At 62.8% G+C, this 23,525-nt stretch carries 23 protein-coding genes; 13 read left to right on the forward strand and 10 right to left on the reverse strand.

The genetic code is table 11. The features are described from left to right. Positions 1–48: 48 nt before the first annotated feature. Entirely contained in the window at positions 49–1,026 is a 978-nt protein-coding gene (locus P7C00_RS29850) for a dipeptidase (RefSeq protein ID WP_123726579.1), read from the reverse strand. A 236-nt stretch (positions 1,027–1,262) separates the two neighbouring features. On the opposite strand from P7C00_RS29850, the gene P7C00_RS29855 reads away from it, so the two are divergent. Continuing rightward, positions 1,263–1,664, forward strand: a complete 402-nt coding sequence (locus P7C00_RS29855) for a lysozyme inhibitor LprI family protein (RefSeq protein WP_346633168.1) — start codon at positions 1,263–1,265, stop codon at positions 1,662–1,664. A 107-nt stretch (positions 1,665–1,771) separates the two neighbouring features. Here P7C00_RS29855 and P7C00_RS29860 read toward each other — a convergent pair whose 3' ends face one another. Genes P7C00_RS29860 through P7C00_RS29870 form a run of 3 tightly spaced genes read right to left on the reverse strand, consistent with a single transcriptional unit; the run spans position 1,772 to position 4,024 of the window. Beyond that, positions 1,772–2,110, reverse strand: coding sequence for a hydroxyisourate hydrolase (locus P7C00_RS29860; RefSeq protein ID WP_346633169.1), 339 nt, complete (start codon positions 2,108–2,110; stop codon positions 1,772–1,774). An 8-nt stretch (positions 2,111–2,118) separates the two neighbouring features. Then, a complete protein-coding gene (locus P7C00_RS29865) occupies positions 2,119–2,628 on the reverse strand; it encodes a nucleoside deaminase (protein WP_346633170.1) in 510 nt (169 codons plus the stop codon). A gap of 58 nt (positions 2,629–2,686) precedes the next feature. After that, complete coding sequence (locus P7C00_RS29870; protein ID WP_404937822.1) at positions 2,687–4,024, reverse strand: nucleobase:cation symporter-2 family protein; 1,338 nt, start codon at positions 4,022–4,024, stop codon at positions 2,687–2,689. A gap of 181 nt (positions 4,025–4,205) precedes the next feature. On the opposite strand from P7C00_RS29870, the gene P7C00_RS29875 reads away from it, so the two are divergent. Together P7C00_RS29875 and P7C00_RS29880 are read left to right on the forward strand one after the other, a co-directional pair. Further along, entirely contained in the window at positions 4,206–5,120 is a 915-nt protein-coding gene (locus tag P7C00_RS29875) for a LysR family transcriptional regulator (protein WP_404937823.1), read from the forward strand. Positions 5,121–5,267: 147 nt separating this feature from the next. Next, positions 5,268–5,684, forward strand: coding sequence for a DUF3010 family protein (locus P7C00_RS29880; protein WP_404937824.1), 417 nt, complete (start codon positions 5,268–5,270; stop codon positions 5,682–5,684). A 33-nt stretch (positions 5,685–5,717) separates the two neighbouring features. Here the strand turns inward: P7C00_RS29880 and P7C00_RS29885 are convergent, their stop codons facing one another. After that, positions 5,718–6,893: an AAA family ATPase gene (locus tag P7C00_RS29885; protein WP_346633174.1), complete on the reverse strand. Its 1,176-nt coding sequence runs from the start codon at positions 6,891–6,893 to the stop codon at positions 5,718–5,720. 68 nt (positions 6,894–6,961) lie between these two features. Next, positions 6,962–7,921, reverse strand: a complete 960-nt coding sequence (locus P7C00_RS29890) for a GlxA family transcriptional regulator (RefSeq protein WP_404937825.1) — start codon at positions 7,919–7,921, stop codon at positions 6,962–6,964. A gap of 194 nt (positions 7,922–8,115) precedes the next feature. Between P7C00_RS29890 and P7C00_RS29895 the strand changes: the two genes are divergently transcribed. The 5 genes from P7C00_RS29895 to P7C00_RS29915 all read left to right on the forward strand — a co-directional run bounded on the left by P7C00_RS29895 (position 8,116) and on the right by P7C00_RS29915 (position 12,933). After that, on the forward strand, positions 8,116–9,060 hold the full coding sequence (locus P7C00_RS29895; RefSeq protein WP_346633176.1) for a choline ABC transporter substrate-binding protein: 945 nt from the start codon (positions 8,116–8,118) through the stop codon (positions 9,058–9,060). A gap of 87 nt (positions 9,061–9,147) precedes the next feature. After that, positions 9,148–10,035 carry a 3-keto-5-aminohexanoate cleavage protein gene (locus P7C00_RS29900; protein ID WP_346633177.1) on the forward strand — a complete coding sequence of 296 codons (888 nt, stop codon included), beginning with the start codon at positions 9,148–9,150 and terminating at the stop codon, positions 10,033–10,035. A 159-nt stretch (positions 10,036–10,194) separates the two neighbouring features. Beyond that, positions 10,195–11,160, forward strand: coding sequence for an L-carnitine dehydrogenase (locus tag P7C00_RS29905; RefSeq protein ID WP_404937826.1), 966 nt, complete (start codon positions 10,195–10,197; stop codon positions 11,158–11,160). Positions 11,161–11,270: 110 nt separating this feature from the next. Beyond that, positions 11,271–11,747: a thioesterase family protein gene (locus P7C00_RS29910; RefSeq protein ID WP_404937827.1), complete on the forward strand. Its 477-nt coding sequence runs from the start codon at positions 11,271–11,273 to the stop codon at positions 11,745–11,747. 25 nt (positions 11,748–11,772) lie between these two features. After that, a complete protein-coding gene (locus P7C00_RS29915) occupies positions 11,773–12,933 on the forward strand; it encodes a gamma-butyrobetaine dioxygenase (protein WP_404937828.1) in 1,161 nt (386 codons plus the stop codon). 238 nt (positions 12,934–13,171) lie between these two features. Here the strand turns inward: P7C00_RS29915 and P7C00_RS29920 are convergent, their stop codons facing one another. Then, on the reverse strand, positions 13,172–13,600 hold the full coding sequence (locus tag P7C00_RS29920; protein WP_346633181.1) for a DUF4952 domain-containing protein: 429 nt from the start codon (positions 13,598–13,600) through the stop codon (positions 13,172–13,174). 311 nt (positions 13,601–13,911) lie between these two features. Between P7C00_RS29920 and P7C00_RS29925 the strand changes: the two genes are divergently transcribed. Together P7C00_RS29925 and aac(6') are read left to right on the forward strand one after the other, a co-directional pair. Beyond that, entirely contained in the window at positions 13,912–14,175 is a 264-nt protein-coding gene (locus P7C00_RS29925) for a hypothetical protein (RefSeq protein WP_025131152.1), read from the forward strand. 65 nt (positions 14,176–14,240) lie between these two features. Then, complete coding sequence (gene aac(6'), locus P7C00_RS29930; protein WP_346633182.1) at positions 14,241–14,687, forward strand: aminoglycoside 6'-N-acetyltransferase; 447 nt, start codon at positions 14,241–14,243, stop codon at positions 14,685–14,687. On the opposite strand, the gene P7C00_RS29935 is transcribed toward aac(6'), so the two are convergent. Both P7C00_RS29935 and P7C00_RS29940 read right to left on the reverse strand, forming a co-directional pair. Next, on the reverse strand, positions 14,688–15,791 hold the full coding sequence (locus tag P7C00_RS29935; RefSeq protein WP_011063935.1) for a GlxA family transcriptional regulator: 1,104 nt from the start codon (positions 15,789–15,791) through the stop codon (positions 14,688–14,690). Positions 15,792–16,238: 447 nt separating this feature from the next. Continuing rightward, positions 16,239–17,615 (reverse strand): L-serine ammonia-lyase, encoded by a 1,377-nt coding sequence (locus P7C00_RS29940; RefSeq protein ID WP_404937829.1) that lies wholly within the window; start codon positions 17,613–17,615, stop codon positions 16,239–16,241. Positions 17,616–18,042: 427 nt separating this feature from the next. Here P7C00_RS29940 and P7C00_RS29945 point away from each other — a divergent pair, with 427 nt between their 5' ends. From P7C00_RS29945 to choV, 3 genes are all read left to right on the forward strand, one after another. Then, positions 18,043–18,999, forward strand: a complete 957-nt coding sequence (locus tag P7C00_RS29945; RefSeq protein WP_346633184.1) for a choline ABC transporter substrate-binding protein — start codon at positions 18,043–18,045, stop codon at positions 18,997–18,999. A 70-nt stretch (positions 19,000–19,069) separates the two neighbouring features. Continuing rightward, on the forward strand, positions 19,070–19,915 hold the full coding sequence (choW, locus tag P7C00_RS29950) for a choline ABC transporter permease subunit (protein WP_060841472.1): 846 nt from the start codon (positions 19,070–19,072) through the stop codon (positions 19,913–19,915). Further along, positions 19,912–21,090, forward strand: coding sequence for a choline ABC transporter ATP-binding protein (gene choV, locus P7C00_RS29955; RefSeq protein WP_346633185.1), 1,179 nt, complete (start codon positions 19,912–19,914; stop codon positions 21,088–21,090). Before choW ends, choV begins: the two co-directional genes overlap by 4 nt. A 188-nt stretch (positions 21,091–21,278) precedes the next feature. On the opposite strand, the gene P7C00_RS29960 is transcribed toward choV, so the two are convergent. Then, a complete protein-coding gene (locus P7C00_RS29960) occupies positions 21,279–23,231 on the reverse strand; it encodes a BCCT family transporter (protein ID WP_346633429.1) in 1,953 nt (650 codons plus the stop codon). Positions 23,232–23,525: the final 294 nt, after the last annotated feature.

Here is a 23,525-nt window from a genome sequence, read left to right on the forward strand (position 1 = left end):
CCCCTGCGCGAACGGCAGGGGGAAATCGGATAAGGGGGCTGGAGAGGTTTACTCGCCCCAGACGTCCTTGAGGACGTTGACCCAGTTCTCGCCCATGATCTTGCGCACCACGCGCTCGCTGTGGCCGCGTTTGAGCAGGGTCTCGGTGAGGTTGGGGAACTCGCCCACGGTGCGGATGCCCAGGGGGTTGATGATCTTGCCGAAGTTGGTCAGCCGGCGGGCGTAGCCCTTGTCGTGGGTCAGGTACTCGAAGAAGTCCTGGCCATGGCCCTGGGTGAAGTCGGTGCCGATGCCGATGGAGTCCTCACCGACGATGTTCATGGTGTATTCGATGGCTTCGGCGTAGTCGTCGATGGTGGAGTCGATGCCCTTGGCCAGGAACGGCGCGAACATGGTCACGCCAACGAAGCCGCCATGGTCGGCGATGAACTTCAGTTCTGCATCGGACTTGTTGCGCGGGTGCTCCTTGAGCCCCGACGGCAGGCAGTGGGAGTAGCAGACGGGCTTCTTGGATTCGAGGATCACTTCCTCGCTGGTCTTGGAACCGACGTGGGACAGGTCGCACATGACCCCGACGCGGTTCATCTCGGCGACGATCTCGCGGCCGAACCCGGAGAGCCCGCCATCACGCTCGTAGCAGCCGGTGCCCACCAGATTCTGGGTGTTGTAGCACATCTGCACGATGCCCACGCCCAGCTGCTTGAACACCTCGACGTAGCCGATCTGGTCTTCGAAAGCGTGGGCATTCTGGAAGCCGAAGAGGATACCGGTCTTGCCCACCTCCTTGGCCTTGCGGATATCCGCAGTGGTGCGCACCGGCATTACCAGGTCGCTGTTTTCGCGGATCAGTTTCTGGCTGGAGGCAATGTTGTTGACCGTGGCCTGAAACCCTTCCCAGACCGACACGGTGCAGTTGGCTGCGGTCAGGCCGCCCTTGCGCATGTCTTCGAACAGCTCGCGGTTCCACTTGGCAATGATCAGCCCGTCGATAACGATGCTGTCGGCGTGTAATTCGGCTGGGCTCATCAGGCTGTCCCCTTATTGGCGATTCATGCGCCGAATCGTCTGCCGGCGCTTTGGGGTCAGCATATGCTTGAGGACCAGGGCGCCCCGGTGCAAAAACGACAGGGGAATTGCCGAAAGCGTCAAGACCCGACAAAGGGCCGGATGTGGGGGCGTGGCGCCCTCTGTTCTTTGCCTGGGGCTTGCGCCAGAATTCGCCGTTCCAACGAAAGCTTCACTGGATTAGAGGCAGCGCTGCAATGAAACCGATCTTCCTGGCCTTGGTTCTGATGGCGACTGGCGTGCAGGCGGCCGAAGAAACCGACAGTTCTCCCTGCGACGGCGTGGAAAACGACGTGCAGACCCTGGAATGCGCCACCTACAACCGGACCACCGCCGAGCAGTTGCTGGCTGACAACGTGCAGAGCCTGCTGGAACGCCTCGGTACCTTGTACGGCAACGACAAGGCGCAACTGAGCGACATCAGCGCCAAGGTCAAGAACGCCCAGCAGTTGTGGCAGAAGCAGCGCGATGCCGACTGTGCGGTGGAGTCCTTCCCGGCCAAGTCCGGAACCAAGGCCTACACCATCGCCACCAATGATTGCCTGGCGCGGATGAGCGACGAGCGCTCGGAGTTCATCGAGTCCATCGCCCAGGAATGATCCGCCCCCTGTAGGAGCGGGCTTGCCCGCGAAGCATGCCCGACCCCGCCCCATGTCGCGGCGGGAAAAGCTTCGCGAGCAAGCTCGCTCCTACGCAGGTCACGGAGTCAGGCGCCGCCGCGAAAGCACGAGACGCCCCAGGCCGTCAGCTTGAACGGCAGGTGGTAGTGCTGGCGCGGGTCATCCAGGCCGAAGCGATACACCAGCACATCGAGAAACGGCACTTGCCCCGAGACCTGGCCCTGGGCTCGATAGAACGCCGCCACGTCCAGCTCCACCTCGTAGACGCCCCGGTCGAAGCGGGCCGCCAGCTCGCTCAACGGGGCCAACAGGCCGTTGTCGGCAATCTGTCCTTCACAGAGCCACTCCTCGCCCAGGCGGCGCACCCGAACCTGCATGCCCGCGGCCACCTTGCCGCTGGCGACATCCACCACGTGGATGGACACTCCGCCATTCATTTCCAGAACCCCACATGGGCCTGGGCCGCTTCGTTTTCCAGCATCGGCCCCAACACCGGGATCTGCCGCTGCCCCCGGGCAAAGACTTCACGGCATGGCAGGGAGAAGGTCGGGTTTTCCGGGTGATCGCCGGTCAGTGCCAGCAAGGCATGCTCGGACAAGGCGTAGACCACCCGGCCAATGCCGGTCCAGTAAATGGCCCCGGCGCACATGCAGCAAGGTTCGGCGCTGGTGTACAGGGTGCACTGGGCCAGCTCCTCGGGGCCCAGGAGCCTGGCGGCCTTGGCGGCAGCGGCGAGTTCGGCGTGCTGGGTCGGGTCGCCTTCGGGGGGCATGGAGTTGTTGCCGGCACTGGCAACGATCTTGCCGTTGCGGTCCGCCACCAGGGCGGCGAACGGGTGGCGGCCACGGGCCTTGGCCTCTTCGGCCAGCGCAATGCTCTGACGCAGCAGTTGCAGGTCCAGTTCGCTGACACCGGCAGGGATAGGGGAGAGAATCTGGGTCATCTTGACCTCCTTTTCATGGACAGGAACCCGCCGAAAAAGACGGGGCTGATAGCCGTCTTCAATCGCCAAGCCCGGCATGAGCTGCCAGTTCTTCGGCGGCAGACGTGCGGGGATTGAGCAACAGGTTGAGCACGATGGCGGTGATGGCGCCGAGGAAGATGCCGCTTTCCAGCAGCAGCTTGAGAGGGCCGTGGGCATGGGCGAACAACGCTGGAAAGGACATCGGCAGCACGCCGACACTGACCGACACCGCAACGATGATGCCGTTGCGCGTCCCCTCGAACTTCACCCGTGACAGCTCCTGGATGCCGGCCACGGTGGTCATGCCGAACATGACGATGGCGCAGCCGCCCAGTACCGGGGTCGGCACCGCAGCCACCAGCGCCCCGAGCTTGGGAAACAGCCCCATGAGCACCATGATTGCGCCGGCTGCCGCCACCACGAAGCGGCTCTTGATCTTGGAAAGCGCGATCAGTCCCGTGTTCTGGGTAAAGGCGTTGTAAGGGAAGCTGTTGAACAGGCCGCCGAGCATGGTGGACAGACCGTCGGCGCGAAAGGCGTTACCCAGGGTGCGCTGGGTCATGGGCTTGCCGGTGAGCTTGCCAATGGCCAGGCAGTTGCCGGTGGTCTCGGCCATGATCACCAGCATCGCCAGGGTCATGATCAGGATCGGCATCAGGGAGAATTGCGGAGCTCCGAAGGCCATGGGCGGGCTCAGCTCGAACCAGGCCGCTTCACCCACCTGGGCAAAGTGCGTCATGCCGAAGGCCGCAGCGATCAGGCTGCCCACCAGCAGCCCGATCAGCACACTGAGGTTGCCGATAAAGCCCGAGAACTTGCCGTAGATCACCAGGGTCACCGCCACCGTGGCCAGCCCCAGCAACAGGTTGGCCGGTGCGCCGAAATCCTCGGCGGCGGGGTTGCCGCCCCCCAGCCAGACGGCCGCCGCCGGCATCAGGGAAATGCCGATGATGGTAATCAGACTGCCGATCACCACCGGGGGAAAGAACCGCAGCAGACGGCTGAACAGTGGAGCCATGGCGATGGTGAGAAACCCGGCAGCGATCACCGCGCCGAACACCTCGGCCAGGCCGAACTGCTTGCCGATCATGATCATCGGCGCCAGGGCGATGAAGGAGCAGCCCTGGATCAACGGCAAGCGTGCGCCGAACCGCCAGAAACCCAGGGTCTGGATCAGGGTGGCAATGCCGGACGTCAGCAGGTTGGTATTGATCAGTAACACCACCTGGGCCGCAGTCAGGCCCAGGGCATTGCCTAGAATCAATGGCACCGCCACCGCACCGGCATACATCACCAGCACATGCTGCAAGCCGAAGGTGAACAACTGGCGGACGGGCAGGACCTCGTCCACTGGGTGAACCCGGGGAATGTTCATGTCGCAGATCTCCTGAAAGTGCAGCTCTTGTTGTTGTTCTGGCAGGCATCCGGGAGCAATGCCCCGGCAGGATGTACGAACGTCGGCGCCCATGATCTGTGCTTGAATACGATGAAACAAATGAGCAGCCATCGTTTTTAACGATGGATTGGACAACCCTGTCCTGGGGTCGGGAGACGCGATGCGCTTTTCACTGGAACAACTGCAGATGTTCGTTCAGGCCGCACAAACCGGCTCGTTCTCGGCCGCTGCACGCAAGCTGGGCAAGACCCAGTCCACGGTCAGCGTGGCCATTGCCAACCTGGAGGCCGATCTGGGGGTGGAGTTGTTCGACCGCAGCAGCCGCAGCCCGGTGCTGACCGCCAGAGGACAGAAAATGCTGCTGCAGGCTGAGGCGGTACTGGAGCGCTGCCTGACCCTGCAGGCCAATGCCGAGGGTCTGTCGCAGGCGCTGGAGCCGCAGTTGTCCATCGTGATCGAAACCCCGTACGGCCCGTTGATGCCGGCCTTGCGCGAGTTCGAGCAGGCCTTCCCCTATGTCGACCTGCTGATCCGTCACCCGCTGTCCGGAGATGCCAGCGAGCTGGTGGCCCGTGGCGATGCGGTGCTGGGGATCGCCTTTTCGCAACCGGGTTATCCCCAGGAGCTGGAGTTCCAGCAGATGGGCAAGCTGATCATGTTGCACGTCTGCCACCCGGATCATCCCCTGGCCCGTCTGGACAACGTGACCTTCGACGACCTGCATGGGCACCGGCGCCTGGCCTTCAGCGCCCATGCCGACAAGCTGCCCAGCAGCGAGTACCTGCGCTGCAGCCAATTGTGGCAAGCGGAAAACTACCTGGCGCTGCTGGAGATGGTCCGCTCCGGCCTGGGCTGGGCCACCCTGCCCCGGCAACTGATCCAGCGTGAACTGGCCCAGGGCGAACTGGTGGAACTGCAACTGGGCGCCTATCCCCACACCGACTGGCTGGTGGGCGTGGACCTGCTCTGGGCCCGACAACGAGTGATGGGCAAGGCCGAACGCTGGCTCAAGGAACGCCTGTTACGACACAAGGTGTACGAAGTGGACCGGCGCGGGCAGTCCACGACCTGGTAACGGCGGCACGGGCAACAAAGGGACAAGGTTCCGAGCTTGGCCCGACCCCGCAAGAGCACCCGGAAAAAATTGCCGCCGTCTTCGCTATACGCGCCGACCAGCTGGAGCTGTAAGCTGCGCCCCACTCAACGATTGAAAGGGTTACTCATGAGCATCTGCGGTATCGAGATCAAGGGCAGCGAAGCCATCTTCGCCCTCGCCTCCCTGCAAGACGGCGCACCGCAACACCAGGCGCTGGCCATCAAGAAAATCGCTCTGGAAGACGACGATGAAGCGGGCAACGTCCGGGCCTTCGCCGCCCAGATCGGCGCCTTTGTCCGTGAGCACGGGATTACCCGCATCGCCATCAAGAAACGCAGCAAGAAAGGCGAATTCGCCGGCGGCCCTACTACCTTCAAGATCGAAGGCGTGCTGCAGCTGCTGGAACACTGCGAAGTGACCCTGCTGTCGCCACAGACCATCAACGCCCAGTACAAGAAGCACGACTTCAGCCTGCCGGCGAGCCTCAACAAATACCAGCACGAGGCCTACAAAAGCGCCTGCGCCGCCTTGCTGAAAAAATAACCGGTAGCCGCCGGCTTGCCGGCGCAGAGGCCGCTATACGCTGCGCCGATAATGCTGCAGCCAGTCGGCGAATGAATTGTCTTCCAGGGCATAGGCGCCCCGGCTGGACTTCCACACCAGCTCCTTTTCCCGCAGGGCATCGATACAGGCTTGCACCGTCTGGGTGCCCGGTTGCGTATCGCTGCCCATGGCCTGCAACGCCTTGGCCACCGCCGCCAGGGTGTCGTCGGTAAAGGGCGCGAACGGCAGGTTGTTGCGCGAACGCTCCACCATCACTTCCAGCACCGCCCGCTGGGACAGGGTCAGACCGTTCCAGGCGCTTTCGAATTCGCTCCAGACCCCGGCTCGCAGAACCTCGGCACTGCTGCGCAACAACTCGTTGAGCTGGCTCGCCTCCCCCAGTTCCAGGGCCACCTGGCCAATGATGCTGCGAAGCATTTCCGGACGCCGGCCAACCCATTCGAAGGCCTGGTCCAGATCATCGGCATTGAACTGATTGGTGGGCGCCAGATGAGCGTTCAGATGGGCGGTGTAGGCCTTGGTGAAATCCCGTCCCAACAGCGGGAACGGGGTGATGCTCGAACCGAAGAATGGCTGGTTACGGTTGAGCACCAGATGGGCCAGCTTGTCGCGATTGGACCCGGTGAACACCAGGCGCAGGCCACTGGTGTCCATGTCCCGTCCCTGATTGAGCTGATCCCGGGCCGCCTTGAGAGCGAACATAGCATTCAACCCGGCCTCCGAGCTCAAGGCATGCTGGGCCTCGTCGATCACCAGGACCACCGTCTTGCCCGCGGCGCTGTGGAGCAATTCCAGGGCCTGGGTCAGGGTCGCGCCTTCGGGCAACTGGGACTTGCTGAAGTCCCAGGACAGGGTGCGCAGAAAGCTGAGCTTCTCCACCCCAAGGGACTTGGCCAGTTTGCGAATGCCTTTCTCGAAAGGCACCAGCGCCCCGGCAATGGCCGCGGCGATCAGCTCGGCAGGGTCTTTTTCGCGATTGGCCCAAAGGTCGACATAAACCGCCAGCCAACCACGGCTCTGGCACTCGGGCAGCAGGTCCTCTCGCAGAAAGGTGCTTTTCCCGGTGCGCCGAGGCGCCGCCAGGAACAGCCCCGAGCTGTAATCCTGAATCCCCGAGCCCACCAGGCCATCGGCAATATTGAGCGCCAGTGCAGGACGACGAAACACGAAACCGGTGTTTTTCGACATGGTTTTATACTCAATTATTGCCAGAACTATAATTTATAGTCGCGAGTATAATTGACTATAAACCCCTGTCAAACCGACTCCCGGCCGCTCCCTTGCAGGCGTCGGTCTTCACGGGGGCAGTGCACGAAACGCGCGCGGTAACTGCGGGTGAAGTAGGACGGCGACTCAAACCCACAGGCGATGCTCACCTCCAGCACGCTCATGTCGGTCTGGCGCAGCAGCTGTCGGGCCTTCTCCAGGCGCAGGCCCAGATAGAAGTTGCTCGGGGTGTCGTTCAAGTGCAGGCGGAACAGCCGCTCCAGCTGGCGCCGGGTCACCTTGATCGACTCCGCCAGGGCCAGGGTGCTCAGGGGCGGCTCGCTGTGCTGCTCCATCTCGCCGATCACCTGCACCAGTTTCTTGTTGCTGATGCCGTAGCGGCTGGCGACTTCCATGCGCTGGTGATCCTTGCGCGGGCGGATGCGCCCGAGCACGAATTGTTCGCTGACCTGGATCGCCAGTTCCGGACCGTGGGCCTGGGCGATCAGGTCGAGCATCATGTCGATGGACGCGGTGCCGCCGGCACAGGTGATGCGCCGCCGATCGATCTCGAACAGCTCCTGGGTCACGCTCAGCTGTGGATAAGACTCCTTGAAGGCCTCGATGGCTTCCCAGTGCAGGGTTACCCGGTGCCCTTCCAGCAACCCGGACTCCGCGAGAATCACGCTGCCGGTATCGATACCGCCGAGGGTCACGCCCTCCACATCCAGGCGCCGCAGCCAGTGTTCCAGAGCAGGACTCAGGAACTTCAACGGCTCGAAACCGGCCACCACCCACAAGGTTGCGCCCTTCTTCAGCGGCTCCAGGGCCGCATCGACATTCACCGACATCCCGTTGCTGGCCAGCACCGCGCCGCCATCGGCGCTGAGCACCTGCCAGCGATACAGCTCGCCACGAAAACGATTGGCCACCCGCAGCGGCTCGATGGCGGAAATGAAACCGATGGCGGAGAACCCCGGCATCAGCAGGAAGTAGCAATCCAGGGACATGCAACGCACTCCGGTGACGGCCAGCGTGGGCCCTGTGATACGCCAAATGCCCCACAGCCACAAGAGGCCAGGTCGCTGCAGTGCAAGAGTCGGTCGCCGCTGTGCGTTTACCGCCTGCGACGCCTGCGTACCTTGGCATCACCGACGCACAAAGACGCCGGGACCGACAATAACGACCTGCCGAGGGAACCACCATGAAACGACTGATCAGCCATTGTGTGCTTGCGCTAAGTGGTAGCGTTTTTCTGAGTTCAGGGGCCATGGCCGCCGACGCCGCCAGTTGCCAGAACGTGCGCCTTGGGGTGGTCAACTGGACCGACGTGATCGCCACCAGCGCCATGACCCAGGTCCTGCTCGACGGTCTCGGCTACAAGACCAAGCAGACCAGCGCCTCGCAGCAGATCATCTTCGCCGGCATCCGTGACCAGCGCCTGGATCTGTTCCTCGGCTACTGGAACCCGCTGATGACCCAGACCATCACGCCGTTCGTCGACGCCAATCAGGTCAAGGTCCTGGCCGAGCCCAGCCTCAAGGACGCCCGCGCCACCCTGGCCGTCCCCTCCTACCTGGCCGACAAGGGCCTGAAGACCTTCGCCGACATCGCCAGGTTCCAGAAGGAGCTGGGGGGCAAGATCTACGGCATCGAGCCCGGCTCGGGGGCCAATACCCAGATCAAGGACATGATCGCCAAGAACCAGTTCGGCCTCGGCAAGTTCCAGCTGGTGGAGTCCAGCGAGGCGGGCATGTTGTCGGCGGTGGCCCGAGCGGTGAAACGCAACGAAGCCATCGTGTTCTTCGGCTGGGCGCCGCATCCGATGAACGTCAACATCAAGATGACCTACCTCAGCGGCAGTGAAAACGCCCTGGGGCCCAACGAGGGCCAGGCCACGGTCTGGACCGTCACCGCACCGACCTATGCCGAGCAGTGTCCGAACGTGCACCGGCTGCTGACCAACCTGACCTTCAGCGCCGAAGACGAGAGCCGGATGATGCAACCGCTGCTGGATCACAAGGACGCCCTGGAATCTGCCAGGCAGTGGCTCAAGGATCACCCTCAGGACCAGCAGCGCTGGCTTGACGGGGTGACCACCTTCAATGGCAAACCGGCCGCCGAACACCTGCAACTGACCAACAAGTAAGCACCGCCACCAGCGCCCCGCAGCCCGCCCAGGGCTGCGCACGGCCACCTCATGCCCCCAGCAAACATGCCTGTAAGGAATCGCCCCATGAACCACGACGTCATCATCACCTGCGCACTCACCGGTGCTGGCGACACGACCGCCAAGAGCCCCCATGTGCCGGTCACCCCAAAACAGATTGCCGCCGCCGCGGTAGAAGCCGCCAAGGCCGGCGCCACGGTGGTTCACTGCCACGTCCGGGACCCTGCGACCGGCAAGTTCAGCCGTGATGTGGCGCTGTACCGCGAAGTCATGGAGCGCATTCGCGAGGCCGAGGTCGACATCATCGTCAACCTCACCGCCGGCATGGGCGGCGACCTGGAGATCGGCGCCGGCGAGCATCCCATGGAGTTCGGGCCCAACACCGATCTGGTCGGGCCGCTGACCCGCCTGGCCCATGTCGAGGAACTGCTGCCGGAGATCTGCACCCTGGACTGCGGCACGCTCAACTTCGGTGACGGCGACACCATCTACGTGTCCACCCCGGCCCAACTACGGGCCGGTGCCAAGCGCATCCAGGAGTTGGGGGTGAAAGCCGAGCTGGAGATCTTCGACACCGGGCACCTGTGGTTCGCCAAGCAGATGATCAAGGAAGGCCTGCTGGACAACCCGCTGTTCCAACTGTGCCTGGGCATTCCCTGGGGCGCCCCCGCGGACACCACCACCATGAAGGCCATGGTGGACAACCTGCCGGCGGAGGCGGTCTGGGCCGGTTTCGGTATCGGGCGCATGCAGATGCCCATGGCCGCGCAAGCGGTGCTGCTGGGGGGCAACGTGCGGGTCGGCCTGGAGGACAACCTGTGGCTGGATCGCGGCGTGCTCGCCACCAACGGCCAACTGGTGGAACGGGCCACAGAGATCCTCAGCCGCCTCGGCGCCCGGGTCCTGACCCCGGCCGAAGGCCGCCAGAAAATGGGCCTGAAGCAACGCGGCTGACCCTAATCCACCTCTCCCCCCGTAGGAGCGAGCTTGCTCGCGAAGAGGCCGTCACATCCGAGCTCGTAGCAGCCGGCTTGCCGGCGAAGAGGCCCGCAAGGCCGCCAACCGCTTCGCTGGCAAGCCCGCTTCTACCGACTCTTTTTTCAGGAAGACGCGATGACTTTTATCACCAACATCAAAACCTTCGCCGCTCTGGGCAGCGGCGTGATCGGCAGCGGCTGGGTAGCCCGTGCCCTGGCCCACGGCCTGGACGTAGTGGCCTGGGACCCGGCCCCCGGCGCTGAAGCGGCCCTGCGCAAGCGGGTCGCCAACGCCTGGGGCGCCCTGGAACAACAGGGCCTGGCACCTGGCGCCTCACAACAGCGCCTGCGCTTTGTCGCCACCATCGAAGAATGCGTGAAAGATGCCGACTTCATCCAGGAAAGCGCTCCCGAGCGCCTGGAACTCAAGCTGCAACTGCACAGCAAGATCAGCGCCGCGACCAAGCCAAACGCCCTGATCGGCTCCAGCACCTCGGGCCTGCTGCCCAGCGAATTCTACGAAGGCTCGACCCACCCGGAACGCTGCGTGGTGGGTCACCCGTTCAACCCGGTATACCTGCTGCCACTGGTGGAAGTGGTGGGCGGCAAGCACACCGCACCCGAGGCGATACAGGCGGCGATCCAGGTCTATGAATCCTTGGGCATGCGTCCACTGCACGTGCGCAAGGAAGTCCCGGGATTCATCGCCGACCGCCTGCTCGAAGCCCTGTGGCGCGAAGCCTTGCACCTGGTCAATGACGGGGTGGCGACCACCGGGGAAATCGACGACGCGATCCGCTTTGGCGCCGGCCTGCGCTGGTCGTTCATGGGCACCTTTCTCACCTACACCCTGGCGGGAGGCGACGCCGGCATGCGCCACTTCATGGCCCAGTTCGGCCCAGCGCTGCAACTGCCCTGGACCTACCTGCCGGCCCCGGAGCTGACCGACAAACTGATCGATGACGTGGTCGAGGGCACCGCCGAGCAACTGGGCACGCACAGCATTGCGGCCCTGGAGCGCTATCGTGATGACTGCCTGCTGGCAGTGCTGGAGGCGGTGAAAACCACCAAGGCCAAGCACGGCATGCACTTTCACGACTAACCCCAATCACTGTAGGAGCTGGCTTGCCAGCGAATAGGCCCTCAAGCCAGGCGCACACCCAACGGACGCCTTCGCCGGCAAGCCGGCTCCTACATTCATCCGGTGATCCTATGCCTGCCTTGACCACCTACAGCACCCGCATCATCAGCGACTGGGTCGACTACAACGGCCATCTGCGCGATGCCTTCTATCTGCTGATCTTCAGCTATGCCACCGATGCCCTGATGGATCGCCTGGGGCTCGACAGCGACAATCGCGAAGCCAGCGGCCACTCGCTGTTCACCCTGGAACTGCACCTGAACTACCTGCACGAGGTAAAGCTCGACACCGAGGTCGAAGTCCATACCCGGATCATCGGCCACGACCGCAAGCGCCTGCACCTGTATCACAGCCTGCACAAGGTCGGTGATACCCAGGAACTGGCCGGCAACGAACAGATGCTGCTCCACGTCGACCTCGCCGGCCCCCGTTCCGCGCCGTTCAGCGAGCCGCTATTGCAGCGCCTGCAAGCCATGACAGCCGAGCAGGCCGACCTGCCGCGCCCCACCTACATCGGCCGGGTGATTGGCCTGCCTACGGAAAAATGACAACCAGCCCGAACAGGAGATCGCCGTGAACATCGCCGCCCTTGCCGACTATCGCCGTTATCCGCTGATCAGCCCGTTGAGCAGCGTCCAGATCCTGCCGGACCGGGTCCAGGTGCACTGGGCCGATGGCCGCCTCAGCCCCTTTCATCATCAATGGCTGCGGGACAACTGCCCCTGCCCGGAATGCGTCTACAGCGTGACCCGCGAACAGGTGCTGGAAATCGTCGATGTCGCCGAGGACCTCGGTTGCCACGGGGCGCACATCGATAGCCAGGGCTGCCTGTGCCTCGACTGGTCGAGCGGCCACCACAGCCGCTTCGATCCCGGCTGGCTGCGGGCCCACGCCTATGACGAGCAATCCCGCAAGGAACGCCGCGCCCATGCGGCGCACAGCCGGTTGTGGGACAGCACCCTGCAGTTGCCGGTATTCGACTATCAGGCCCTGATGGACGATCCCGAGGCTCTGCTGCAATGGCTGCTGGCCCTGCGCGACACCGGCCTGACCCAGGTCCGGGGCGCCCCCACCGAGCCGGGTTCGCTGGCGCTGATCGCCCGACGTATCTCGTTTATCCGCGAGAGCAACTTCGGCGTGCTGTTCAACGTGCAATCCAAGGCCGACGCCGACAGCAACGCCTACACCGCTTTCAACCTGCCGCTGCACAGCGACCTGCCTACCCGCGAACTGCAACCGGGGCTGCAGTTCCTGCATTGCCTGGTCAATGACGCCGTGGGTGGTGAAAGCATCTTCGTCGACGGCTTCGCCATCGCCGATGCCTTGCGCCGTGAAGACCCCGAGGCCTTCCTGACCTTGTGTGAAACACCCGTGGAGTTTCGCAACAAGGACCGCCACAGCGACTACCGCTGCCTGGCGCCGATCATTGCCCTGGATGCCCTGGGCCGGGTGGCGGAGATCCGCATGGCCAACTTCCTGCGGGGGCCCTTCGACACCTCGGAGCAACAGATGCCCCGGCTGTACCGCGCCTACCGCCGGTTTATCGCCATGACCCGGGAGGCGCGGTTCCGGGTAATCCGTCGCCTCGACCCGGGCCAGCTCTGGTGCTTCGACAACCGTCGTACCCTGCATGCCCGCAACGCCTTCGACCCGTCCAGCGGCGCCCGGCATTTCCAGGGTTGCTACATCGATCGCGACGAGCTGTTATCCAGAATCCTGGTGCTACAGCGCTGATCGCCCTACCTGCTGCCCGGCTCCCGCACAGGAGCCGGGCAGCGGTGCAACGTTCCCCGGGCAAAAAAAAGCCCCGATCAAGCCGTGACAGGATCGAGGCAGGGACTACTTCTGAGGAGCTGCAGTGAGAAGGTGACCAAACCGTCACGACGCCAGCTGGTTTCAGTCTGCCCACTCTGCCTGCCCGCGAGTTAGCCGAGAGCGACCTGCTCATAGGTATTAGGGCCACTACAAGCGTTCAGATGTCCTCGGTATAGAACACCACCGTCACGTAGAAATAGCCGATCTTGTGCCAATCCCGGCGCTGGTTGTAGGGCGTCTCTTCCGAGCCCATGCCGACCTGATAATTACGCCCGGTCCTTTTATCCCTATAGGACATGAACCCCTTCGTTTCCCAGCCACAGCAGACAAACCTAAGCCCCTCCTGCAACCCCAACTCCCGTTGCAGATAACGCTCTACCTCATGGGCATCCTGACCCTTGACCCGATACCTGGCGGTCAGCGGTGCGCCCTGATCCTGCGGCTGCGACTCACATTGGAAAAACTCCAGGGACTTCGGCGGATCGCTCATGGCCCGCAAAAAATCGCCACACGCGGTGGCTGCCGCAGCCACGCTGCAAACCATCCACAACAAACAGGCCAAACCCAGGTTGAACAGCACTTTCATCCACTACAGCTCCCTATTCTTTTGCCCCAACGGCCATCCTGCCCACCCCCACCGCTTGCAGCTGGCGAGCTTGAGCGGCAGCACGGCTCAATATCCACCCTTATGCAAGCCCGGGCCATCACACGCAAGCGCCGCGAGACTTGATCGACCGCCTTTTCCAGGCGCTGTTGCAACCGGCCATGACCATCGAGTTAGCCGAAAACGACCTGTTCATAGGTAATCGGGCCATCGCGACCATCTGCCCTTGCCGTCACCCGGACGGCCTACCAGAATCGACTGACGACCACGTTACCTGAATAAGGATGAGCGTCATGATGCATGCGGATTTGATTGATCAGGACGACCTGCTGGGACAACTCCGGGCCCTGGGTTTCGAGATGCCCGCAGGCGCCAGCGCCGAGCAGGCCTGTGAGTGTGCGGTGCGGGGTTTGAGCGATGCGCGGGCCAAGGCGCTCAAGGGCATGGTGGAGCAGATGCTTACCGGCAATGCGACCATTCTTCCCGCGGTCCGCCAGGCCATCGATCGCCAGTTGCTGCCGGCCCTGGCCGAGTACCTGCAGCAAAAACGCGCCTGAGTCTCCCTGTGCCCTGAGCGGATTGCTAGAGTGCGCGTCCCTCTGGCGAAAACAGGCAAGCACTCATGATAGCGATACAACCCGGCTCATCCGCCGACGCGCCCGGCTGGCTGCAATTGCGCCTGGGCCTGTGGCCTGACTGTGCGCCCGACGAGCACCAGGCCGAAATCCGCCAGATGCTGAACGCCCCCCAGCGCTATGGCTGCTGGCTGGCCTTTGCCGAGAACGGTGAAGCCATCGGCCTGGCCGAGGCGGCGTTGCGCCACGACTACGTCAACGGCACCGAGAGTTCGCCGGTGGTGTTTCTCGAAGGGATCTATGTGGCTCCCGAGCACCGTCGCCGGGGCGTTGCCCAGCAACTGATCGAACAGGTCAGCCAGTGGGGACGCCAGGCCGGGTGCGTGGAGATCGCGTCTGACACCAGCCTGGACAATCTGGTCAGCCAGACACTGCACCACGCGCTGGGCTTCGAGGAAACCGAACGCGTGGTGTACTTCAAGAAGCGTCTGTGACTACAGACGCACGCTGGCGAAGGTCGACTCGTTGCGCGCCTGGCTCAAGGCCGACAGCGGGCCGGACAGCGGCGCCAGGACCATGGCTTGCGGCAGCGGCATCATTGCCACCTGCTGGGTGGTGTTGGAGCCGATGCGCTCGTCACGAGGCGGAATGCCAAAGTACTCGCGGTAGCACTTGGAGAAGTGCGGCGTAGAGACGAAGCCACAGACCGAAGCCACTTCGATGATCGACATCGGCGTCTGCTTGAGCAGTTGCCGGGCACGGATCAAGCGCAGCTTGAGGTAGTAGCGCGACGGCGAACAATGCAGGTACTTCTGGAACAGCCGCTCCAACTGTCGCCGGGAGACGGCCACGTAAACCGCCAGTTCGTCCAGATCGATCGGCTCTTCGAGGTTGGCCTCCATCAGCGCAACGATTTCCTGGAGCTTGGGCTGGTTGGTGCCGAGCATGTGCTTGAGCGGCACGCGCTGGTGATCCTGTTCATTACGGATGCGTTCGTAGACGAACATCTCCGAGATCGCTGCCGACAACTCACGGCCATGATCGCGGCTGATCAGGTGCAGCATCATGTCCAGCGGCGCGGTGCCACCGGAGCTGGTGAAGCGGTTGCGGTCGAGGGTGAACAGGCGGGTGCTCATGGCGACCCGGGGGAAGGCTTCCTGCATCGACGCCAGGCATTCCCAGTGCACGCTGCAATCGAAGCCGTCCAGCAGGCCGGCGCAGGCCAGGGCCCAACTGCCGGTGCACACCGCGCCGAGGCGGCGCGACTGGCGGGCCTGGCTTTGCAACCAGGACACATGTTCACGGGTCACGGTGCGCTGGATGCCGATGCCACCGCAGACGATCACGGTATCGAGGCTGGGGGCTTTGTGCATGGCCGCGTCGGGGGTGATTTGCAGGCCATCACTGGCCCAGACCTGACCGCCATCGACGCTGAGGGTGGTCCAGCGATACAGCTCGCGGCCGGACAGTTGATTGGCCATGCGCAGGGGTTCGACTGCGGAGGCCAGGGAAATCAGCGTGAAATTGTCCAGCAGCAGAAAGCCGATGGATTGAGGCGCACGGTTCTGGGGTTGGGCCCCGGAGTTGAACGACGTCATCGCGGTATCTCCTCACACAAAGCGGGTGATGGCCTCAGGCGGAGGCTCTTTTTATGTGCCCTGCTGCTCAAGAGAGGCGGGCTTGAAATTCACAGAGCAATTGCCATGCCTAAAGTTGAATGGGCATTCAATAACTCCTGAAAACGACGTCGCGACGTGTCTACATAGCCCTTGTCAATGTGCGGATAAGAAGCGCCGGAATCACCGCGCAGAAGGCGGGCGCCAGAGCGGTGAGCAGTTAGGTAGCACTTGCGCGACCGATGCGTCGGGCCAGGACTGGCGAGTGTCACTCAAAGCACAACCGGCCGACGGACGCAGAGGTCCATCAGCCCGGTTGGCCACTTGTCTATTCACGACGCGCTAAAAGGTGGCGCGCCCCTCCCCTGATGAGCAATTTGGGCGCGCCGCCAGCCCTGTGCAGCCGCCGGCGTACCGCTGCATGCGGGCTCAACACTCCACTGCACTCACCGCCAGCCCGCCGCGAGAGGTCTCTTTATATTTGTCATGCATGTCCGCCCCGGTATCACGCATGGTGCGAATCACCCGATCCAGGGAGATGAAGTGCTGGCCATCGCCGCGCAAGGCCATCTGCGCGGCATTGATCGCCTTCACCGCGGCAATCGCGTTGCGCTCGATGCAGGGCACCTGCACCAAACCGCCCACCGGATCGCAGGTCAGGCCGAGGTTATGCTCCAGGCCGATTTCCGCGGCGTTGCACAACTGCTCGGGCGTGGCCCCGAGAATCTCCGCCAACCCCGCCGCAGCCATGGCACAGGCCGAACCGACTTCGCCCTGGCAGCCGACTTCGGCGCCGGAGATCGAGGCGTTCTTCTTGCACAGGATGCCGATGGCCGCCGCGCCGAGAAAGAAGTCCACCACGTTGGCGTCGGTCACGTCCTCGCTGAACTTCATAAAGTAGTGCAGCACCGCCGGAATGATCCCCGCTGCGCCATTGGTGGGGGCGGTGACCATGCGTCCACCGGCGGCGTTCTCCTCGTTCACCGCCAGGGCGAACAGGTTGACCCACTCCATGGCGCTCAAGGTCGAGCCGATCACATTGGGTTTGTTGAGCTCCTGCAGGCTGCGATGCAACTTGGCCGCGCGACGGCGCACATTGAGCCCACCGGGCAGGATGCCTTCGTGCTTGAGCCCCTGCTCCACACAATCCTGCATGGCCCGCCAGAGCACCATCAGCCCGCTGCGGATTTCTGCCTCCGAACGCCAGACCTTCTCGTTGGCCAGCATCAGTTCGGCGACCCGCAGGTTGTGCTGCTGGCACAGGCTGAGCAGTTCCACCGCACTGGAGAAATCGTAAGGCAGCTCGCTACGGTCCAGGTCTGCCACGCCGCTGCTGGCCTGGGCCTGGTCGACGACAAAACCGCCACCCACCGAATAGTAGGTATCGCGCAACAGCTCCCCGCCTTCACCTTCAGCCACCAGGGTCATGGCATTGGGGTGAAAGGGCAGGTTCTCGTCCAGCAGGCGCATGTCCCGGGACCAGATGAAAGGCACAGGCAGCCGTCCGTCCAGCAACAGGGTCTGAGTTTCCCTGAGCTGTTCGATGCGCGGGCCGATCAACGACGGATCGATTGCATCCGGCCACTCTCCCATCAAGCCCATGATCACGGCGTTGTCGCTGCCATGGCCAATGCCGGTGGCTGACAGCGAGCCGAACAGTTGCACCTCGATCCGCCGCACCGACTCCAGCAGATGGCGTTCCTTCAATACCTGGACGAATAACGCCGCGGCGCGCATGGGCCCGACGGTGTGGGAACTGGAAGGCCCGATACCGATCTTGAACAAGTCGAAAACACTGATAGCCATTACTGCGTAACTCCTCGATGAGCACAGTCCAGGCGCTGAAAACGCCCACTGACGGAGCTGCTACGCTCAAGCTGCAATCCGCCGAGAAGGGCGCATCATCAGGCTTTTACAGCGACTCGCGACGTCTGACACCGACTCACTCATGTCCACCAACGCCGCCTGGCGCGAGGCTCGGGTTCTGGGCGTTTTTTGCGGCTCAGATGCAGGAAAAAATGCCCAAAAACACTGTAAGCGACCTCACCGACACTGGATGCGACCCTCCCTGTACTGGATACGACGCACCCTGTAGGCGACAGTTTTTCACTGGTACATGATCAGTCTCGACTCGATTGCAAGGCACGGTGGTAGAGCTGTCCCCGGCACACCAACCGCCACACTTATAAGCGCGGTCCATACGCCGCCAAAAAAACATCCAGGAGTCTCCCCTATGAAAGGTTCCCCGTCGTTGTTGTTGGCCGCCATGCTGAGTCTGCCGCTTCTGGCACAAGCCGCAGAACCGGCGCAATGCAGCACCGTAAACTTCTCCGATGTCGGCTGGACCGATATCACCGTGACCACCGCCACCACCAGCGTCGTGCTCAACGCCCTGGGCTACAAGACCAAGACCACGATGATTTCCGTGCCGGTGACCTACAAGTCCCTGGCCGACGGCAAGAACATGGACGTGTTCCTCGGCAACTGGATGCCCACCATGGAAAACGACATCAAGCCCTACCGTGATGCCGGCACCGTGGAAACCGTGCGCGCCAACCTGGAAAACGCCAAGTACACCCTGGCAGTACCCGAGTCGCTGTATGACAAGGGCCTGAAAGACTTCGCCGACATCGTCAAGTTCAAGAAGGAGCTGGACGGCAAGATCTACGGCATCGAGCCGGGCAACGACGGCAACCGCACCATCCAGACGATGATCGACAAGAACGCCTTTGGCCTCAAGGACGCAGGGTTCAAGGTGGTGGAGTCCAGCGAGGCGGGCATGCTGTCCCAGGTCGAGCGCGCGCAGCGTCGCGACACTGCGGTGGTGTTCCTGGGCTGGGAACCGCACCCGATGAACACGCGCTTCAAGATGAAGTACCTGACCGGTGGCGACGACTTCTTCGGTCCCAACTTCGGCCAGGCCACCATCTACACCAACACCCGCAAGGGCTATACCACCGAATGCAGCAACGTTGGCCAGTTGCTGAAGAACCTGTCGTTCACCCTGAACATGGAAAGCACCCTGATGGGCAACGTTCTGGACGACAAGATGAAGCCTGACGCGGCCGCCAAGGCCTGGCTGAAGAAGAATCCACAGGTGCTCGATACCTGGCTCGCTGGCGTCACCACCATTGACGGTAAACCTGGCCTGGAAGCCGTGAAAGCCAAGCTTGAACAAGCTTCGAATTAAGTAACTCGCTTACGCCGGGCGGGTTCGCCTGCCCGGGCTGTTTTTTCCTTGCATGCGGACGTTCAATACCATGCTCACTGATCAGAAAATCCCCCTGGGCCAGTACATCGCGGCTTTCGTAGAGTGGTTGACGAAACACGGTGCCAGCACCTTCGATGCGATCGCTACCACCCTGGAAACCATGATCCACGGCGTGACGTTCGCGCTGACCTGGTTCAATCCCCTGGCCCTGATCGGCCTGATCGCCCTGCTGGCGCACCTGATCCAGCGCAAATGGGGCCTGACTGTATTTGTCGTGCTGTCCTTCCTGCTGATCCTCAATCTGGGGTACTGGCAGGAAACCATGGAAACCCTGGCCCAGGTGCTGTTCGCCACCCTGGTCTGCGTGCTGATCGGCGTGCCCCTGGGAATCGTCGCCGCGCACAAGCCGCTGTTCTACACCATGATGCGTCCGGTCCTCGACCTGATGCAGACCGTTCCCACATTCGTCTACCTGATCCCGACCCTGACCCTGTTCGGCCTCGGGGTGGTGCCCGGCCTGATCTCCACGGTGGTGTTCGCCATTGCCGCACCGATCCGCCTGACCTACCTGGGCATTCGCGATGTTCCACAAGAGTTGATGGACGCAGGCAAGGCCTTTGGCTGTTCGCGCCGTCAGTTGTTGTCGCGCATTGAGCTGCCCCACGCCATGCCGAGCATCGCCGCCGGTATTACCCAATGCATCATGCTGTCGCTGTCGATGGTGGTGATCGCCGCCCTGGTCGGCGCCGACGGCCTGGGCAAACCCGTGGTCAACGCACTCAACACCGCCGACATTGCCCTGGGCTTCGAAGCTGGCCTGGCGATCGTGCTGCTGGCGATCATGCTCGACCGCATCTGCAAACAACCTGAAGCCAAAGTAGGGGGTGACGCATGAGCATAATCCGCTTCGATAACGTCGACGTTATCTTCTCCAAGGACCCACGGGAGGCGCTCAAGCTGCTGGACCAGGGCATGACCCGCAACGAAATCCTGAAGAAGACCGGGCAGATCGTGGGCGTGGAAAAAGCCAGCCTGGACGTGCAGAAAGGCGAGATCTGCGTGCTGATGGGCCTCTCCGGCTCCGGCAAATCCAGCCTGTTGCGCTGCATCAATGGCCTCAACACCGTGAGCCGCGGCAAGCTGTTCGTCGAACACGAAGGCAAGCAGATCGACATTGCCTCCTGCACCCCCGCCGAACTGAAGATGATGCGCACCCAGCGCATCGCCATGGTGTTCCAGAAATTCGCCCTGATGCCCTGGCTGACGGTGCGGGAAAACATCAGCTTCGGCCTGGAGATGCAGGGTCGCCCCGAGAAGGAGCGGCGCAAGCTGGTGGACGAGAAACTTGAGCTGGTGGGTCTGACCCAGTGGCGCAACAAGAAGCCCGACGAGCTGTCCGGCGGCATGCAGCAGCGGGTGGGCCTGGCCCGCGCCCTGGCCATGGACGCCGATATCCTGCTGATGGACGAACCCTTCTCGGCCCTCGACCCGCTGATCCGTCAGGGCCTGCAGGACGAACTGCTGGAACTGCAACGCAAGCTGAGCAAGACCATCGTCTTCGTCAGCCACGACCTGGACGAAGCCCTGAAACTGGGCAGCCGCATCGCCATCATGAAAGACGGGCGGATCATCCAGTACAGCAAGCCGGAAGAGATCGTGCTCAATCCTGCGGACGACTATGTGCGCACCTTCGTCGCCCACACCAACCCGCTGAACGTGCTCTGCGGTCGCAGCCTGATGCGCAGCCTGGACAACTGCAAACGCGTCAACGGCTCGGTGTGCCTGGACCCGGGCGGCGATTCCTGGCTCGACCTGGCCGAGGGCAACACCATCAAGGGCGCCCGACGCAACGGCTCGCAGATGGACCTGCAGAACTGGGTTCCGGGGCAAGCGGTGGAAGAACTGGGCCGGCGCCCGACCCTGGTGGACTCCAACATCGGTATGCGCGACGCCCTGCAGATCCGCTACCAGACCGGCAACAAACTGGTGCTCCACGACAACCAGCAGGTAGTGGGGATTCTCGGCGACAGCGAGCTCTACCACGCCCTGCTCGGCAAGAACCTGGGTTAAGCCGCAGACACAAAAACGCCGCGAGCAATCGCGGCGTTTTGCTTTAACCACCCACCACCTTCTGTAGGAGCTGGCTTGCCAGCGAACAGGCCCTGAAGCCTTGCAGCGCCCTTGAGGACGCCTTCGCCGGCAAGCCGGCTTCCTACAGCGGCTGGAACCGCCCCCTCGGGAGCGGCCCCTGACTTCACTCAGCTATAGACACGGCCAAGGAGCTGCCGATGGCTTTCGAACTGATCGAGCACATCACGGGTGATCTGCTCCTGGGTAAAGCCCATCAAGTCGTATTCCTGGCTGCCGTTGTGCAGGTACACCTCGGCGCGGTAGAAACGACTGCGCACTTCACTGTCCGCCCCTTCCGGCTGGGTCGATTCGCTCGGCGTCGCCAGGTAGCCGTCCAGGCTCACTTCATAGACGAAGGGATTGCCTTCATCCATTTCCACGCGCAGGCCCAGCAGGTTCTTCGACTTGCCCAGGTTGGTCTGCACTTCCAGGCTCAGGTTGCGCAGTTGCACCGCCGCTTCCTGCAGGGCCGGACTGACGTGCTTGTCCATGTAGCGCTGCACCACCGATTGGGTCGGTTGCAGGTCCAGCTGGGTCAGGCGCTCGCTGAAACCACGACGACCGCGCTCAGCCAGTTGCGCCTGCTCCTGCTCGATCTGCACGTCCTGGCGCATGGCCTTGTGCAAGCCGAACATGAAGAAGATCAGCACCACCGAGAACGGCAGGCCGGCCAGCACCACCATGGTCTGCATGGCTTCGAAGTTGCCGGCGAACAACAGGCCGATAGTCACCAGGGTGATCACCGCCGACCAGAAGATCCGCAACCAGTGCGGGGCGTCTTCGTCGACGTTGCCGCCCTTGCACGACAGGTTGGCCATCATCACCGCGCCGGAGTCGGCAGGGGTCAGGAACAGCACGAAACCGACGAAGATCGATACACCGATGACAATCTTCGAGGCCGGGTAGTGCTCAAGCAGCTGGTAGATCGCCATGGACGGCTGTTCCAGCGCCGTCTTGCCCAGCTCCACCGCGCCCTGGTTGACCACCAGGTCCAGGGCCGAGTTGCCGAAGATCGACAGCCAGGCCAGGGTGAAGCCCAGGGGAATCAGCAGCACGCCGGCCACCAGTTCACGCACGGTGCGACCACGGGAAATACGCGCAATGAACATGCCCACGAATGGCGCCCAGGAAATCCACCAGGCCCAGTAGAACAGGGTCCACAGGCCCAGCCAGCGATCGGACTTGGCACTGTCGCCTTCATACACGTAGAGATCGAAGGTCTTGAGCACCACACCGTTGAGGTAGTCGCCGATGTTCTGCACGAAGCCGTTGAGCAGGTGCAGGGTCGGGCCGAACAGCAGGACGAAAATCAACAGGCCGCTGAACAGCACGATGTTCAGGTTGGACAGGCGGCGGATGCCGTTTTCCACACCGGACACCGCAGCGATGGTGGCCACCGTGCTCATGACGATGATCACGATCAGCAGGTTGGTGTTGCTGTGCTCCATGCCGAACAGGTTTTCCAGACCGGAAGACACCTGCATCGAACCAATCCCGAGGTTGGTCACCAGGCCCAGCAGGGTCACGAACATGCCGAAACCGTCCACCGCATGGCCGGCCGCACCCTTGACCCAGCGCTCGCCCACCAGCGGATACAACGCCGAACGCAGGGCCAGCGGCTGGTTATGGCGATAGGCGAAGTACGCCACCGCCAGGCCCACCAGGGCATAGATCGCCCAGCCATGCAGCCCCCAGTGCAGGAAGGTCAGCTGCAGCGCCTGGCGTGCGGCCAGGTTGCTACCGGGTACGCCTTCAGGCGGGTTGAAGTAGTGATCCAGGGGCTCGGAAGCACCGAAGTACAAAAGCGAGATACCGATACCGGAAGAGAACAGCATCCCGGCCCAGGCACCGTAGCTGAAGTCCGGGGTGTCTTGCTTGGTCCCCAGCTTGAGCTTGCCGTAGGAGGAGAACGCCAGGCCCACCACGAACACCAGGTAGGCGGCGATCACCACCATGTAGTACCAGCCGAAGCTGCGAGACAACCAGGCCTGGGCAATGCCCAGCAGTCGGCCGGCCTCTTGCGGGGCGATGATCAGAATCGCGGTCAACAACAGGATCAACGCGGTGGAGGTGTAGAACACCCAACCGTTGACCCGCACCTTCTCCGGTGGGGTCTTTATAAGAGAGGCAGAACTCATTGCGCAGATGCTCCGGGCAGTGCGAGAGAAGGACACAAGGCAACACGGCACCCGATCAATCGGTTAGTTGGCAGCCGATCGTCGGGTGATATAAAGACACCCCGAAAACACCCGAAACCGCAAAAGCCGCGTTGCGCAACCGCATCCGGGGCCGGTGATGAACCTGCAGTTCATCGCCTGAATCCCGGAGCGTCCTGCCCCTTCAACACGTTTGTTCTCTTGCCGGTCCACGCCATG

Source organism: Pseudomonas sp. JDS08PS003 (genome assembly GCF_045013505.1).
Classification (GTDB): domain Bacteria; phylum Pseudomonadota; class Gammaproteobacteria; order Pseudomonadales; family Pseudomonadaceae; genus Aquipseudomonas; species Aquipseudomonas protegens_B.